Here is a 16,432-nt window from a genome sequence, read left to right on the forward strand (position 1 = left end):
CCTTCGAACCGCGCTTGCGCTTGGCCCCGTCGTAGCCCGCCCGCTCGCCGCTCTCGGGCGAGGACCGCAGCGTCCGGCTGTCCAGGATCACCGCCGACGGCTCCGGCTTGCGATCCCCTGCCATCCGCAGAACCGCCCGTAGGTCCCCGGCCACATCGGTGAAGCACTCCGCAGCCAGCCAGCGCTGCGTCTGCTGGTACACCGCCGCCCACGGCGGCAGGTCGTGCGGCATGAACCGCCACGGCGCCCCCGCCTTCACGATGAACCGCAAGCCGTTGAACACCTCGCGCAGGTCGTGGTCACGCTGGCCCGAACTCTCCCGCAGCAGCGCCAGATACGGCGCAACCAGCGCCCATTCCTCATCGGACACGTCGGAGGGATAGCCGGCACGACCTGCGCTCATGCCCAAAAACGCAAACCTCACCCATTCAGTACATAACAGCCTCTAGTCATCGACGCCCGGGCCTCGATCCGCGTCTCGCCGACGCGAAGTGCTCGCTGGACAGGAGCCGCTTCACCCAAAGCTAGGCCAACACGGCTGCTGGGAACTTGTAGGAACTGGAGACGCACCGGAACTTATGTCGCCAAACCAAATGACGCTATCGGCCGTACTCGGACGACGCATCGCAAGCAAACATACGCATCCGTTCTGCAAGATCAGAACGCGCGATCCAGAAATCCGGGTGCACGTACGAGTATGAGCGTTCGCGCAGCTTGAACAGATGCGGTTCAACCGCGCCCACGATTTGGTCCCGCCAACGTGTAAGCAGGGTTTCCTCGATCATGGCGAAGTCAGGTATGCGATAGCTCAAACTGAACTGCTTGGAAAAGGCATGCGCGCACTCGGAAATGTCCTCGGCCAGACCATGGGTCTGTGGGGATTGTATGAGGTCGGATCCCCGAGCTCCGAGGCTGTTCCAAAACCGTATCATTTCAGTCTTGACGTAGTTATATGATATGTTCGTTTCGGTTGGAAAGTCGGACGGTAGCGAAATCCCTAGTAAGTTTGATGCAAATTGTTCTGCAACATCTGGAATCTCATCGTATAAATAAATCTTTATTGAATTTTTCCCGAAAGCAGACGCCCAGTTGCTTAACATAAGATCGGGGACGAGCAGGTGAATGCTGCCCGGCTGCGCGAGACATCCAATAATAAACTCTAGAAAATTCTGCGATGTACCGTGTTTGACTTTCTCTTGCCACCAGGGATACAGCGTCGTCAGGCAATTGCGCGCATAATAGGCAACTGTTACGTCGATGTTTTCTAGCAAGAATCTGAAATTATTTAGTGCATCGAGGGGCAGATAGCAGAATTCTTCGCTCGAAAGCACGCATGTCTGCTGAGATTCGTCAATTTTTGATATCAGGGCGTTCAGCCCATGGATGTCAGATTTATAAATCGTAGTTGCGAAGTCGTGCTGACCTTGATGATCTTGGTCTGTAAATGGATACACAATATTCGGAGATTCGAATCTGGAGATTGTAAATAGCATTTTCTGTATGGCTGTCGTTCCTGTCTTGTGGGGGCCGACATGAATGATAAGGCGCTTTGTCATATTTATAAAATCGTGGGATCTTGAAGCTGCAGTTAGCAACGCATTTCGGCGGCAGATCTGCTGTCAGTCTTGGTAATTGATCGCTCGTTACGCGTGATTTGCTGCGCGCTGAGTTGCATCAATGTCTGAACCAACGGCTGGGCTGAGGCGGCAACACCCCGTCCTGCTGTCACCAGCGTTAAATCGGGCTCTGCTGGCGCTTCATAGGGAGCCGAAATGCCGGTGAAATGTGGAATCTTGCCCGATCGGGCGCGTTCGTACAGGCCCTTCGGATCGCGCGCCTCACAGATGCCGAGTGGCGTGTCGACGAAAACCTCGAGAAACTCGATATCACCCGCGATAGCTCGCGCCGCAGCCCGTTCCTCACGGAATGGCGAGATCAGCGAGACGATCGTCACCACGCCCGCCTCCGCCATTAGCTTGGCCGTCTCCGCAGCGCGCCGGATATTCTCGATGCGATCGGAGGCGGTGAAACCGAGGTCTCTGTTAAGCCCGTGCCGCAGATTGTCTCCGTCGAGCACCATAGTGGCACGACCAGCTTGGGTCAGTTTCCGGTCGACGGCGTTGGCGATGCTCGACTTCCCCGAGCCTGACAGCCCGGTCAGCCACGCGATCACAGGTCGTTGTCCGAGCCGGCGCCAGCGAAGCTCGCGCGGCTGAAGCGCGTGCCAGGTCAAATTGCGATCTGAGCCTAGGTCAGGTGAACGCACTGCTCGCCCCCTCAATCGATCCTGGGGGCATTTTTACACGAAACCGTGAGAATCGGTGTTGCTTCAACGTCACGTTGAGGCGCCGTTCGCCCTGAGGTGGTGCCGTGCTACGGCACGCGCAGATCGATCAGACTAATCCCACCTCCCAGTTTAGATCGAACATCCCGTTTAGCTGGCTGATGCTGGGCAATTGAGCACAGGCGGCGCGCGTCAGTGGTGAACTCGCTGCGTAGCTTCAAACGCAAGCGGCCGGGGCATGCCCCGGCCGCTGCGTCGATGATGATACCGGAGTTTACCGCAGCAGCTGCAGAATGCCCTGCTGGGCCGTGTTGGCCAACGACAGGGCCGAGATGCCCAGCGACTGGCGGGTCGATAGGGCCTGCGAGTTGGCAGCCTCTTGGTTCAGATCCGCCGCCGTCAGGTTGGATGAGCCCGTGTCGAGGACGTTGATCAAGTTCTTGCTGAAGTCCTGACGGTTCTGTACCACCGACAGGTTCGAGCCGAAGGTCGAAGCTTCAGTGCGCAACTGACCGGATGCGGCCGTCAGCTTGTTAAGAGTTGTGTTGATGTCAGCGTTGAGGAGGAATTGGCCCTGTCCCACCTTCGTGCTGCTATCCGACTTGCCGGTGATCGCCTCTAGGCCAAGGCCATTCGACGTTGCGTCAGTCGCCGTCACTGTGAGATTTGAGTTGCCCTTTGGATTGAAATTGATCGTCAGGTTGTTGTTGTCGCTTTTCCCGTTGATCAGGTTCGTGCCGTTGTAGCTTGAGTCGCCGGCCAGCTGATCAATTTGGGTCAACAGGCTGTTGTACTGCGTTGCCAAGGAAGCACGCGCAGTCACACCCGAAACGGTCAGGTCGGAGCTCTGTGTGGCAGCAGTGGACGTATCGTAGGTAACGCCGGATGAATCGGTGCCACCCTTGAAGCCCAGCGCGACCTGATCTGCAGAACTTCCAAACTCCACGTCGGCCGACGCGTTCATCACGATCTTCGTGCCGTCGGTGCTCTTCGTGAAGCTGCCGGCGCCGACGGCTTTATTCAGAGAGCTGATCGTATCGTCGATCGTCCCGGTGTCAGAAATTGCTGCCGTCGTTGCAACGCCGTTGACAAACAAGTTCAAGGTCGTGGCCGTAGCCGGGGCCGAGTAGGCGGTCGAGGCTGTGCCGGTGGTGGTGATCTGGGTGGACAGCGCCTGGTTGGCGACCGACTTGGCCTGATCGACCAGCTTCTGGATCGAGGTGATGCCTTGGTTGGCGGCCTGGATCGACTGGATCCCGTTGGAGATACCGTCGAGTAGGTTGCCGAGGTCGCCCGAGCGCTGGCTAAGCGCCTGGGAGGTGAAGAAATTCACCGGATTGTCGAGCGCCGAGGAGACCTTTAGGCCGGTGGACAGCCGGTTCTGGGTGGTCGCAGTCAGCGCGGCCGTGTCCTGCAGCGAGAGCAGGTTCTGGCGGGTAGCGGCGGTGAGCGTGACGTTGGAAGACATCGATGCGGTCCTTTTGGGCGCGTAACCGCTGTATTGGCGGCATCCCCGACTTACACCCTAGGTCATTGCTGACATCTTAAATCGCGCCTCAAACCGGCGAAGTCGTTAGAAGATCCTTAACGCTTGGTGTTCATGGCTTCTCAAATTGAGATGGGAGGTTGATTATGGGTCTGCGCCTCAGCTTGAAGCCTTACGAGCGGCTGATCATCAACGGCGCCGCAATCCGTAACGGCGACCGACCAGTGTCCTTTTTAATTGAAAACCAATGCAAGTTCCTGCGTGAAAGCGAGATCATGCACGAGCGAGACGCAGATACAGACGGAAAGAAGCTGTGCGTCACACTTCAAGTCATGTATTTGATTGATGATCCCACAGAAACCATCGGTCTTTTCTACGCGCAGGCTCGCGAAATGATGCTTTCTGAGCCAAGCCATGCACCATATCTGTTGAAAATTCAGCGAGAAGTAGACGCTGGGCAGTACTATAAGGCTATTAAGATGGGTCGAGAACTGATTGCGCACGAGTGCGACCTTCTGGGGCGATTCACTTCTCGCGCTAGTGTCGCCGGTTAGGTCCGGCCTCGGCTTGTGCAAGCGGCAATGCGAGGCAACTTCGTGACGTTGCCTTCACGATCGAGCTAACCTGCCCGCCAAATAAGATCAGCCGGCCTGTTTCGTGATGCTGGCCGCCGCTGCCGTCAGCCCCCACCGAACGAGATCCTGCGCATCCTGCGCCGTCTTGGCCTCTGCGTAGCATCGCAACTCAGGGGCGTTGCCCGAGGCCCGAAAATGGATCGTCCGTCCGCCGTCGAGGCCGATCCTGATCCCGTCCTGCTGATCAACCGTGTGCGGAGACCCAATCGGCCGGACGAACTCGGCCCGGAAGTGTTCATCGCCGAGTCGCTCGAGAAAAGTTCCGCTCCGTTCTGACGGAGTGTTTGGGAGCCGGTCGCTTGCCATCTCTCCCGCGTCGAGCGAGGTCACGAGATCGGTCAGCGAGGTACCGGCGGCACGCGCCGCGGCGAGGGTGGCCAGGATGGGCAGCATCGCGTCCCGCGTCGGCAGGGCGGGGAGGATCTTGCCGCCAATGGTGACATCCGACCCGAGCAGGAAGCCGCCGTTCGCCTCGAAGCCCGCCACGGCCCCTGCCCCGGCTGCCTTTGCCTGCTCCATGCCGGCGATGACGAACGGCGATCCGACCTTGGTGCGCACGACTTGGTTGAAGCCGCCCGATCGCTCCAGCGCTGAGCCGGCTGTGACCGGAACCACGACCGCTTCGACGCCGAGGTAGCGCGCGGTGATTAGACCGAGCACGTCCCCGCGCACGATCCGCCCCGCGCCATCGGCCACCAGGGGCCGGTCCGCGTCGCCATCGGCTGTTACCAGCGCGTCGTAATCGCCGGCCGCCATGACCTCGGCGATGAAGGCGATATCCTCGGGCCGATGCGCCTCGGTATCGATCGGCACGAACTTGTTCGAACGGCCGATCGGCTCGATGTTCGCCCCGAAGCTCGTCAGCAACTCGGTCAGTAGGTCGCGTGCGACCGAGCTCTGCTGATAGACCGCGACGCGTACGCCCTTCAGGATATCGGGCGCGAAGATATCGCTATAGCGCCGGTGGTAGCGTTCGACCGCGTCGGGTTCCGGGGTGGCGGGGACGGATGTCGGCATCTGGCCGCCCGCCGTGACGTCCCCCAGGGCGGCCAGGATGGCGATTTCGTCGTCTTTGGTGATCTCGCCGTCGGGCCGATAAAATTTCAGGCCGTTGCGGTCCTCAGGGATGTGGCTGCCCGTGACCATGACCGCGTAGGCACCGCGCCGCATCGCCTCGAGCGCGAGGGCCGGGGTTGGCAAGGCACCACAATCGATTGCGGTGAAGCCGGAAGCCGCGGCGGCACTCGCCACCGTCGCGGCGATGCCCGGGCTGCTGTCGCGCAGGTCTCGGCCGATCACGACATCGCGTCGTCCGTCGTCGGCCGAGACAGATCGAAAGAACGCGCTCGCGTACGCGTAGCTCGGCCATCCCACCAGATCCGTCACGAGGCCTCGCAGGCCGCTGGTACCGAATTTCAGGCTGCTCACGGCGTTTCCATCGAGTCCAGCGCTGTGCAGCGCACCCTCCCGCGTGATGCCGCGAAATGCGCTCCTTCACAACGCCCAAGGATTTAATAAGCGTCGATGCCTTGGCCTGCTGTATGGTTCGACATCTGATGTCGCCTTCTGCGTCCGCATCACCATGGATGCCCGGCCCACATCGCGCTAGCCCGTGATACCCCGTCCCTGTAGCGCGATGAGGCTCGCCTCGTTGGCAGTGCCAGCATCGCCCGAGATCCGCTGCGGCTGGCACCCGAGACAAACTCGGATCCCGTTAGCAACGCGGTACACGAATGCGGTCATCGGGTGAGTTGGTCATGAGCCGTTGGGCAACGATGATCTGATGGGTGTCGTTCTGCGCGATCGGCCGAGTCGCTAGGCGACCCGCAGCGCAGGGCCCGCGCGAAGGACGCGGTCGAGCGATCGCTCTGCGGGGGGGAAGCGCAGGGTATCACTGTGCCGGAATTTTGAAGCGTTCGTATCAACTTGATCCGAAATTCGATATTGCTTAAACAACGGTTGAAGGCGAGCGAAATCAGCTTATTCCAGGACTGTCGTTTGCTAGGGACGATCAATTTACGAGCGGGCGCATGCGATGACTGGCCAGAACAGCACGAGATTGGCCCAGAACCGGATGCGGCATCCATGGCAGGATCGGCTGATCCTGGCGGGCATCGCCGCCGCCGGTTTGCTCACGCTGCGAGTGATATTCGTGGTCCTGTCAACGACCTGGCAGGTCATGGCCCCGTACCTCGGAATGGGCGCAACATGATCGCGCCCGAATTCGTGGGTGTTGCTCTAATGGCGGCGTTTGCTCTGGCACCGCTGGTGGGCCTAATGATTGCGGTCCTGTGTGTTCATGGCGCGAGGGTCTCCCGTCCTGGCAAGAGACCTTTCCAAGTCATCCTACGTGACCGGGTGGCACAGAGCGATAGATCATTCCGCCGGTGACGCCGGAGGTGTGGCCAGCAGTTGTTGATCGGTGCGACGGCGCTGCTACGTTGGTGGTGCGAATATGGTGGCTACTAGGATCACGTGCGGCCCCGAACTGCCTCGATCGATACGGCCTCCCGTTCACGCGGATCTTGTCCGAGGCACAGCCGTGGACCAAAGCTCAGCCGATCGCGTCTGCAACAGCGTCCGATAATCTTCGCCGCGCGCAGGCCAACGTCGCCCGCCGCGGGAGGCGTTGATGGAAAGAAATCCGCAACCTGTATCGATGAGGTTGTCTCTCGCTCGAATCCTGCTCATCGGCGGATCGGGAGGCCTGGATGCTGAATAGATTGAGGTCTGTGTTGATCGGCCGGCGGGGGAAGCCTGATCGCGCCCAGGATGAAGTCGGGGTTGCGGCCGCTCACGCTGCCCTCTCCGGCCCTCCAGCGAATATGGCAGGCCTCGATCACCTACAGATCGCCAACCAAGCGGTAATCGCGCAGGTGTTTGAGGTGGTCGAGGAGGAGCTCCGACGGGCGGGCTACCTGCGTTAGGCCTGTTCCCCATCCGCATTCAGACGAAGCTCTTCGCCGCGCGAAGGCGGCAGGATCATGGGGGAACGGCGCCTCCAGGAACATGACCGCCCACTCCCACATTATGGCTAAGCTAAGGAGGGATGAATGTTAAATTGGATGCGATCGGCGCTGGGGCCGAAGCGGCCGTCAGCCAGCACAGATGCCGGCCTCGACTCCGTCGTCGCCGCGCAGGCGTTCTTCAGCGCGCAGATCGCTTGGATGCCGACCGTCTGGCCGTCGGAACCCGTCAACGATGATCCGATGATGAGGGTCGCCGAGGTGGTGGAGCAAGATCTGCGTACCGCGGGCTATTTGCAATCAGCCCGGAGCTTAGGTTGCGGACGATGAGCACACTCGCACCGGCCAAGGATTGGTACGCCCCGCAAGAGCTCGCCGTACACTGTGGCTGCAGCGTCGACCGAATCGAAGCGCTGGCTCGCCGCCATCATTGGCCGCGGGTACACGGCGAGCACGGCGGCAAGCTTGGCGTCGATCTAGAGACCGCGCAGCGCGTCGTCGGGAGTTCAGAGGCTGCCGTCCACGGCAGCGTTTCAGGCTGAAGCTTCTCGCGTCATCGAAAATCTAAAAGCGATGCGGATGTGGTCCCGCCGTCCATCAAACTTCGCGCTCCCTGGCATTCCGTTTGCGCGACGATCGGCCTCCTGGCTCGACGGCGAAGCTTAGGCACGCAGGTCAATCGTGCGCTGGCAGATCGTTTCCAAGCCGATGTGCGTCTTCCGCGAGCCAGCTCTGCCACATCTGTCGGAAAGCGATACCGAGGTCGGCCGAGAAGCCTGCGTGATCCATGAGGGGGCTAGCAAACATACGATCCCGCAGCCCGTTCCGAATTGTGCGCAGGCGGTCCCGGTCGCAAGCGAGATCCCGAGCGATAGCCACGTAAGCGTCCTCGGTGTCGGCGATCAACTCAGGAAGATTCATCGCCGTGAGCACCGCGACGCCAGTACGCGCTGCCGCGTGACCGCCGCGCAGCGTCACGAACGGCACGCCCATCGACAGGGTGTCGTAGCTGGTCGTACCGCCGTTATACGGGTACGGGTCCAGAGCGATGTCCACCCGGTGGTAGAGTTCATGATAGCCGCTGTTGACGCGCGGCTGAAAGATCACCCGGTCGAGCGGCATTCCAACTTCGGCGAGACGCTCCTCGACCGCCGCGCGGACTGCTGGTGAGTCGATGTCTCCCACCACCATGAACAAGTGCGCACCCGGCACCGCTGCCAGGATTCGTGCCCAAGTCCGCAATGCTCCGTCGCTGATTTTCGTCAGCCGGTTGAAGCATCCGAAAGTGACATAGCCCAGCCCCTCAAAGGGAGACTGCGCCAGTACCGGTGGGAGGTTCTCGACGCACGCATAAGTGGCCGAGACCAAAGGTAGCCGCCACAGCCGCTCTGTATGCAGCCGCTCCGCGCTGCCTGGGGGATCTATAATTGTATCAGTGATACGATAATCGATTGCCGTCAGCCCGGTTGTACCGGGATGGCCGATCCAGGTCGCTTGGATCGGTGCGGGCTTGCGAGCAAACAGCATCAAGCGATTGCCAGCACTGTGCCCGGACAAATCGACCAAGATGTCTATCGCGTCGCGTTCAATCAGATCGGCCGCCTCATCGTCGTCGAGCCCCGCGATGTTATGCCAAACGTCGAAGAACGGGCGCAGCCGATCCGAGACGGCATCTTCGCCAGCATGCGTCATATACGCCAGAACATCGAAATGATCGCGGTCGATCGCGCAAAGGTATGGCTCGAAGAATCGGACCAGGGCATGATTGCAAAAATCGCCAGATACGTAGCCAATACGTAAACGTCGATCCGGGTCTCTTTCGTGGGCGAACGAGCGACTGCGCAGAAATTGATCGGCATAGCGACGGCCAAACTCCCGGGCGTCCGCAGCATAGTCCTCCGGCGGGACATCAGCGGAGTAGAGTTTGGCGAATAAGCGGTTCGAGGCGACGAACAGCTTTCCTGGATCGAGGGCGAGAGCACGATCGAAGGCTTCAACCGCCTCGCCCAAGCGCCCAAGCGCGAGCAAGGCGCTGCCACGGTTGCTGTGGGCACCGGCGTTGCTTGGTTCGATAATGATTGCCCGCTCGGCGTGCTGTAAAGCTTCGCTATAACGGAATCGCCGTTGATAGACGCCGGCAATATTAGCATGAGCCATCGCAAGATCAGGATCGAATTCTAAGGCTTTTTCTAATGCAGATATGGCGCCATCGTGGTCTCCACGATTACTTAGTAAAGAGCTGAGGCCGCTGAAGAACAGCGCATTATTGGGTTCACGATAAAGTGCAATGCTTATGAGGTCGAATGCAAGCTCAGGTCGGTTCGTCCGAGCTGCGACTGCTCCGGCTAGATAGGTCGCTTGGGCATGGTGTTCGTCGAGAAGAAGGATGAGATCGATCAAGGACTCGGCGTCCCGAAACTTTCCAAGATCGTAGCGGGATTGGGCTGCTACGAAAGTGCGCTCGATGAATGCCTTACTCAGCATCAGTGCACCGGCGCCGAAGCTGTGGGCCTTAAACTGTTCTAGGATCGCACGCGCATCGGGAAGCCTCTCGCACGCGAGTAGCGCAGCAGCCAATGCGAGCCAGTAAGCCGGTTTTTCCGGCGCGCCTCTGAGCGCCGTGATGAAGTGTGTGACCGCTTTCTCGGGTGCGTTCGCGGCGAGAAGCTGGCCGAGTTCGTAGTGCGCATCCGGGTGGTTTGGCTCGGCACCAAGTATGGTGGTCAGGCTGTCCCGCGCCCGATCGTTACGTCCGGCGGCGCGATGGTCGCGAGCTTTTTCGAGGAAGCGCTTGGCCGCGCTCCCTTTTTCGGAACGGTCTGACCGACCAACGCGCTGATCCAGCATTTATCAATTCCAGTGTTTGCCGGATCAGATCAAGACAAGTTTAATTTTCGGTTAAATCAAGCGGAGCCAGCATTACTGGTATGTTTTCCGAAGCCACGAGATGCTCGAAATCTCGTGTCTGTCGCTAAATGGTTGATACGAGTTGAGCTATAAATAGCGTACTGCGATGTTACGGATTTAGCCGCTCTAAATCGCGTCCAGCACGTCTCGGACTCAAAAACAATCAATACCGATTTCATTAATATCCACCGGCAATTAAGTAAAATGTTGGTTGAGATTGGGAGCGCCAGTCGTCAACCGGGAATACTAACTCAATTTAATCTACGATGTGTTAGTGCAGATCCAAGATCCGACATAATCGGCAATGCGAAATTGCGTTAACTGCTACAAAATCAAACGTGATAAAAGACTTATCTTCGGAATAGGTGTTCTCAAACTGGAACCTATGTCGTAAAAGCTAACGGGCGCCTGCGGGATACTGAATTTTAGCGATGCCATAGGAACGACGCCGCTGTGTTTCGGTGAGGGCAGGTTTGTGATGGCAGGCGTGGTCACGCTGATGCGCGAGGCTTGGCATAATCTACGGCCTGGCCCATGACAGGCTGCGTGTTTTTCTGAGATCCGGCAAGCCCAATGACCGACACTCCGCAGCATGTCCCGATTGAGCGCGTGAACTGGGTGCGACGAGACGGCGGCGAACTCGTAGTGAATCTCGTCACGATGGGGCGTTCGCTCGCCTTGGGATTCGGGCCCGAGGCGGCGCAGGCGCTTCTCGATGGCATCGTCACGGCTCTACGGGAGCAAGTGGATGAGGCGATACCAGCTCCATCGGCGGCCAAGCTTGAGACTGACAATCCAGCCAAGAGCTGACGCGGCCACTCAATGGAGCAACGTCGGCCGGTAAATTGTGCCGACAGCTACGCCGTGACGAAGAGAAGAACACCGCCGGTATTCGACTGCACGAATTTCAGTTGAGGCACGTATTAAGATGGCAGACGCCAGCGATCTTGCTACTATCGTGCTGATATGCAATTTTTCATTGGATGAAGCGGCGCAATATTAAATACTATAAAACTATAATATTTTGAAACAAATTTTGTAAGGCTGATTTTATTTAAAATTTCTGAAGCATCTGGTGATAGAGCTTCGGCGCGCCGAAGCAGAAGGATGAAGCGTGGGGCGTAGTCTTCCCGACCTCCGGTGGTTAACCAACAGCATCGCCACTTTGGAGCACAAGGCGTGGGCCGAAAGCCCAACCGGTAAAAGATTTCCGGCATTGCCCTCCTGGGTGCGTATGAGCGCACTGAGGCCTGCGGCTTCGTCCGCGTATTTCGTGATTTAAAACTAATCTCGATTGACGGCCAAATTCCACTGGACTGCTGCGGCGAATGGAGCGTGAATGGGCGTGCAACGAAGCATCTGGTGATATCGGGCCGGATCAAGGAGTGGGCATGTTTGATCGATTATAGGGTGTCATACGCTCACCAGAGTAGCTTCGCCATATTCCGCAACTCCATAAGAATTTATCATGGTTGGCGTCGTCGCCGATTTTATTAATACATTGACTACGCATTATATCCGCGGGGAGCGAATTGCTGGAATAATAGCATAAGGAAGGGCTTGTTCTGCGCGCTAGTAGTGCGCGATCGAGGTTGTATATCCCAATGTTGCACTACTAAGACGGGTCGTCGACGATCCCGTAGAGAAATTTTGATGATCGTGTCACCCCGCAGGCCTCTTTGGCCGCGTGCGGGGTCGGGGCAGTGGCGGGAAGATCCCACTGCAAGCCGAGATGCACATGCCTTTTACAACTTCGATCCATGCCCTTCTCTCCTCCGCGGCCACCCTTGGTCGTTCGATACCGGGACAAGCCGTTCACGCGGCAACGGAGCAACTATCCGCGTCGCCCATCACGGCTTCGGCATGAGGTTGGTTATGTCGAGTCGCCGCATTTCCTGGACTGCTGCTCTGCGCGAACTAAAGGCTGACCGTGCCGTGCGCTCGGTCATTCGCGAGGAGCGCCTTCGGACGAGCACAGGCTTACGGGGGGCACCTACCATCGCGATGAGTTCGTGGCGAGGTAAGTCCGGCCATCGCTATGTCGTCGTTGTCCAACCGCTCGACACTGTTGATCTTGTGGTCGACGACCCGGCAGTCGTCCTAACGGTTGGCCGCGATGGACAAGGACAGGCTATCCTGATCGCCGCTCGCGCTTGCAAGGCGGGCGATACCGGTTTCCTCGGGTGGCTCGCCGCTTGTGCCCAGCTTGGGGCACATGAACTGCATTCTTACCGGCTGGCCGCAACGCACGCCGAGCGTAGGGCAATCGTAGAAGACCTAGGTGGTCCTACGGCAGTCACTGCTGCCGGAGCCCTGTGATGGAACGGCGAGAGTTCAAGAAAGCGGTTCTACGTGCAGCTTTGGTGCGAGCGGATGGACGTTGCGAAGGAGTTTTGGAAGATGGCGGCCGTTGCCCAAGCGCGCTGCAAACGGGGCGATTTCACTATGATCATATCGTACCAGCTGCACTGGTAGAAAATGCATCGTTAGAAAACTGTCAGGTCCTCTGCCGACCCTGTCACGCAGCCAAAACCGTCGTAGATGTCGGAACGATTGCACGCGTACGACGGTTGCGCGATCGCCACGCTGGCATAACTGACCCGCATCGACGCCTTTTTCCGGGCGGTAAAGCAACGCCGTTCAAGCGGTTGATTGGCGGAGGCGTCATTCGCCGTGACACAGGAGAGAAGTTTGATAAGCGAGAACGCTAAGTCTGCGTCCGGGCAGATCTTGTGTTAATTGAAGTAAAAGAAACAGCTTCCTCGCCTAAAGACAACTTGATCCCAATCAAGCGCCCAATCATGGAATATTCCCTGATTGGGCGGGACTCGAAGTGGGTGCTCGACTTAACTATGCAATAAATAAATTAGTTAACGTATTCGAGCCGCTAGAATTAAAACCACTCTGTAAAAATTATCATGATATAATCGTCTTTCGCACAAACGCGCTGATGGCGAAAAAAACAGCTGCACCGGCAGACACTAAACTCATCATCATGGCTCGACGTGGTTCGGTAGATGACTCGGCTTTTACTGGTTGTACAACCGGGCTGAGAAACTCTACTTTTCGAGCAGCCAGGATGCGCGCACGTTCGTAAGCTTTTCGCACGTCTTCACGGTATTTTTCGGCGTTTTTCCGCGCATTTTCTAGTGTTTCAAACTGCGTCAGCGCACCAGACAGAATCCTTTTTTGCTCCGGGTCGCGGCTGGTAGACTCACGTTCAATTCGAGCGATGTTGTCGTCAAGATCTCTAATCTGCTGTTTAATATCGACAATTCGGCGAGCCTCCGGTCCAAGGTCACGCTGGCCAATAGCGAGTTGGACGGCCAAGTTTATCCGACTGGCGCGCAGCTGCCCAGCTAACGCGAGATTCGCTTCACTCGATTTTTGAGCGCTAAGAACGCCTTCGCGGTTTCGCAGGTCCGTGAGTGCACTGCTGAGCTTGCTGACGCGCTCATCCGCCAGTTTCAGCTCTTGAACACTGTCCGATACTGCGTCCTGACGAGCATTAAGGCTTAGAGAGTTGAGCATCCGTTCTGCCTCACTCATGACAGCTTGAGTGATCGCGAGAGACTCTGCGGCGTCAAAGGCCTCGACAGACAAAGACATCACGCCAGTCGATGATTCGATATCGATTGATACCCGTTTTTTCCAATAACGAAGAACCCTTTCGGTTGGTTTGCTTGGGTCGAGGCGCGAGAAATAATCGATATCGTCTCGACTAAACCACGTAAGGATAGGCAGCTGTGATTCAATCGCCTCCAGCATTGGGCGACTATGGATATATTCCAAAGTGATCAATGAATCTTGCGCGAGCAGTGGGGTCGTCACCCCCGCATTGGTTCCGACCATATCTGGGGTCGCTTTGTCCGCTGTACCCACCGCGGGTCGAACAGCGAATTGAGCTTCTGTCACAAAACGGTCTGACGCGATCAGACCATAATACAAGGTCCCCATCAGGGTTGGTACTACGAAACAAATCGCGAACATAATTCCGAGCCAGGGATCGCTTTTGATATGGCTTTGATAGGATCGAATGCCGGCGCTACGATCACCGAGTCGTGGTATCCGCGCCGTTCCTTTTAGCGTTTTAGCAATCGCCATGTGAGGCTTTTTAGAGCTACCTGGTCTTGTCGGCGTCTCCTGAATCTGCATATTCACAAGCTGTATCTCCGCTTAAGCGATTCGCTTGATTGTCTCTTAGGATAAATTGCCATTGATCCACTCCAGAATTTAAACATCTAAATCATAGCAGCAAACATTGAGGGCATGTCGTACGTCTGCGTTATTCGGCCTTCATCCGACTTCTGCTCAATGCCGTCTCACGGTTTGTCTAAGACGAAGGTGAGAATATATGTCGTCCTTTTTGTCTTGAGGAAGTTTTGACTTAGGCGCTTTGTTGTTTTAGATCTTTGGAAGAATTTTATGCAGCAAAGTTGACGCAGACGGTGCGTATGATTCTATTTTAGGCCTGGATCTTGGCGACCACGTGTTTGACGAGGAACAGGCCGATCGTCGCTGCGGTCAGTCCGAATGCTAGAACGTAGAAATAATCGATTTGTATGCCTGCATATGGATAGTAAGCAGATCTCACCCATTCTGCTACTTGGAGCGCCGGATTGTATTTCATCCAGTAGTAAATTTTGTCAGGCATGTAACTCGGTAGAAATATCACTCCGCTCGAAATGTACATTATAATACTGAATAGCGCATATCCGATGAGCCAACCCGGGAAAAAACCGACAATTGCTACATTGATCGTTCCAACGCCAATTCCAAGTACAATTGCGGCAAGGTAGCCGCAGACCGCAGTCAGAGGGTTTGGGGGAATTGGATTGGTGCCAATTAGTACAAGTACGGAGCAGACGACGAGTAGAGCAAGAAAGCCGGTAACAATTTCAACCAGAACGCGTGCAAAAATCACATCGAATAGCTTTACTTGCGGATAATATGTGAGGGGCCGATTTGAAATGACTGCCTTCATGACTTCGCGTGATATATACTGGAAGACCAAGACGGGAACAGCGCCGGTCGCGAAAAACAGCGGAGTGTTGTCACCGAGCGGCGCTGCTATCTTTTGAAATGTGTAGATTGCTATCAACATGAAGACATGCACGCACGGCCAAAGGACTACGATTCCGTAGCCCCACAGAGAGGCTCCAAAGCGGGTGCGCATGTCCCGCAGCATCAGCGCATGTAGGACGTGAAGGTAGGACTCAATCGGACTCTTTGGTGCTTGATTCGTCGGGAGAGTGGGCATTGCGCTTGGGCCTTTGCTTTTCTCCGGCAGCTTCGGGGAGAAAATGGGCCAAAGTGAGTTGAAGCGTGGGGATGCCCATGCGGGCCGCTGGCTTGCCCTAGCGCAAGCGGCTCGTTCTCGATGGATGGATCATAAGGAAAATGGGATCGGGTTGGCGAATCAGCTATCAAATTTGCGAGTTATAATAACCGTGCGTTGGGTTGTTCGCAGCTGTCGCTCTTTATGGTAATGGGTATTGTGGTCTTACTCAAAATTTCGATCGCTAGTAGATGGTCGTTGAATGCGCTTGGATTGTTCGCCAGTGCATAGGGTATGACGTGACCGTTCGAGTAGGCCCGCAGCCGGTCGCCTTGGGCGCCGAGGTCGAAGGCAACTACTGGCAAGCCGGTGCGTAGCCCCAGAGTCAGGTCGTACGAGTAGGTTTCCGGCCAGATAGCCGGCAGCAAGATCAGGTCTGCGTCTACCTTCGGTATGAGGTCGAGGGTCTCGTCATCGCTCCAGTGCCAATCGGTCTCGGCGATCTGAACGGCCGCCCTGGCCACCCTATCAAGCGTTGGATCGTCTTTGGAATAACACCCGGTCTCTGTGACCCCTGCCCGCTCTAAACCGCCCGTAAGAGCCGGATCCGAAAAACCGACGATCACGAAGTGCAGCGGTAGGTCACGCCTACGAGCATCGTCGGCTAATGCCTGGAGCACTAGGCCGCCTTCTGGCATGCTGATCCCACCGAGCACCGCAACCCGGCGGACGCGGCCCGGCCGGCGCAGGGCGGTGGAACGCACGCTCTGGTCGTGCTCGACGTGCGGCCGCACCGTGATCGCCAGCTCCGGGTACACCGCCCCGATCCGCCCCGCCGTGTCGGCCGACGGCGCGAACACCCGCGCCGCCCCGGCC

The 16,432-nt window shown here is 57.3% G+C and carries 13 protein-coding genes and 1 pseudogene; 5 read left to right on the forward strand and 9 right to left on the reverse strand.

The genetic code is table 11. The annotated features are described in order from the left end of the window. The 4 genes from FV228_RS07200 to FV228_RS07215 form a co-directional block, all read right to left on the reverse strand. Positions 1–403 (reverse strand): transposase (locus FV228_RS07200; RefSeq protein WP_147853973.1); only part of this gene is annotated, 403 nt, incomplete at its 3' end. Positions 404–599: 196 nt separating this feature from the next. Beyond that, positions 600–1,556, reverse strand: coding sequence for a hypothetical protein (locus tag FV228_RS07205; RefSeq protein WP_147853974.1), 957 nt, complete (start codon positions 1,554–1,556; stop codon positions 600–602). A gap of 32 nt (positions 1,557–1,588) precedes the next feature. Further along, a complete protein-coding gene (cysC, locus tag FV228_RS07210) occupies positions 1,589–2,233 on the reverse strand; it encodes an adenylyl-sulfate kinase (RefSeq protein WP_246693861.1) in 645 nt (214 codons plus the stop codon). Between the two features lie 325 nt (positions 2,234–2,558). Beyond that, positions 2,559–3,752, reverse strand: coding sequence for a flagellin (locus tag FV228_RS07215; RefSeq protein WP_147853976.1), 1,194 nt, complete (start codon positions 3,750–3,752; stop codon positions 2,559–2,561). 164 nt (positions 3,753–3,916) lie between these two features. Here FV228_RS07215 and FV228_RS07220 point away from each other — a divergent pair, with 164 nt between their 5' ends. Then, positions 3,917–4,324 (forward strand): flagellar biosynthesis repressor FlbT, encoded by a 408-nt coding sequence (locus FV228_RS07220; protein WP_147853977.1) that lies wholly within the window; start codon positions 3,917–3,919, stop codon positions 4,322–4,324. 87 nt (positions 4,325–4,411) lie between these two features. Here FV228_RS07220 and FV228_RS07225 read toward each other — a convergent pair whose 3' ends face one another. Beyond that, entirely contained in the window at positions 4,412–5,833 is a 1,422-nt protein-coding gene (locus FV228_RS07225; RefSeq protein ID WP_147853978.1) for a phosphomannomutase, read from the reverse strand. Between the two features lie 607 nt (positions 5,834–6,440). Here FV228_RS07225 and FV228_RS32970 point away from each other — a divergent pair. The 3 genes from FV228_RS32970 to FV228_RS07235 all read left to right on the forward strand — a co-directional run bounded on the left by FV228_RS32970 (position 6,441) and on the right by FV228_RS07235 (position 7,913). Beyond that, complete coding sequence (locus FV228_RS32970) at positions 6,441–6,617, forward strand: hypothetical protein (RefSeq protein WP_187277668.1); 177 nt, start codon at positions 6,441–6,443, stop codon at positions 6,615–6,617. Positions 6,618–7,458: 841 nt separating this feature from the next. Next, a complete protein-coding gene (locus tag FV228_RS07230; protein WP_147853979.1) occupies positions 7,459–7,701 on the forward strand; it encodes a hypothetical protein in 243 nt (80 codons plus the stop codon). Then, positions 7,698–7,913 (forward strand): hypothetical protein, encoded by a 216-nt coding sequence (locus FV228_RS07235; RefSeq protein ID WP_147853980.1) that lies wholly within the window; start codon positions 7,698–7,700, stop codon positions 7,911–7,913. Before FV228_RS07230 ends, FV228_RS07235 begins: the two co-directional genes overlap by 4 nt. 133 nt (positions 7,914–8,046) lie before the next feature. Here FV228_RS07235 and FV228_RS07240 read toward each other — a convergent pair whose 3' ends face one another. Continuing rightward, complete coding sequence (locus tag FV228_RS07240) at positions 8,047–10,218, reverse strand: tetratricopeptide repeat protein (protein WP_147853981.1); 2,172 nt, start codon at positions 10,216–10,218, stop codon at positions 8,047–8,049. A 633-nt stretch (positions 10,219–10,851) separates the two neighbouring features. Between FV228_RS07240 and FV228_RS07245 the strand changes: the two genes are divergently transcribed. Then, positions 10,852–11,088 carry a hypothetical protein gene (locus FV228_RS07245; RefSeq protein ID WP_147853982.1) on the forward strand — a complete coding sequence of 79 codons (237 nt, stop codon included), beginning with the start codon at positions 10,852–10,854 and terminating at the stop codon, positions 11,086–11,088. 2,106 nt (positions 11,089–13,194) lie between these two features. On the opposite strand, the gene FV228_RS07260 is transcribed toward FV228_RS07245, so the two are convergent. The 3 genes and pseudogenes from FV228_RS07260 to FV228_RS07270 all read right to left on the reverse strand — a co-directional run. Continuing rightward, a complete protein-coding gene (locus FV228_RS07260) occupies positions 13,195–14,433 on the reverse strand; it encodes a capsule biosynthesis protein (protein WP_348645014.1) in 1,239 nt (412 codons plus the stop codon). 310 nt (positions 14,434–14,743) lie between these two features. Beyond that, positions 14,744–15,538 (reverse strand): ABC transporter, encoded by a 795-nt coding sequence (locus FV228_RS07265; protein WP_147853986.1) that lies wholly within the window; start codon positions 15,536–15,538, stop codon positions 14,744–14,746. A 179-nt stretch (positions 15,539–15,717) separates the two neighbouring features. Further along, a pseudogene (locus FV228_RS07270) lies at positions 15,718–16,432 on the reverse strand (glycosyl transferase); the annotation flags it as partial.

The organism is Methylobacterium sp. WL18 (genome assembly GCF_008040015.1).
GTDB classification, from domain to species: Bacteria; Pseudomonadota; Alphaproteobacteria; order Rhizobiales; family Beijerinckiaceae; genus Methylobacterium; species Methylobacterium mesophilicum.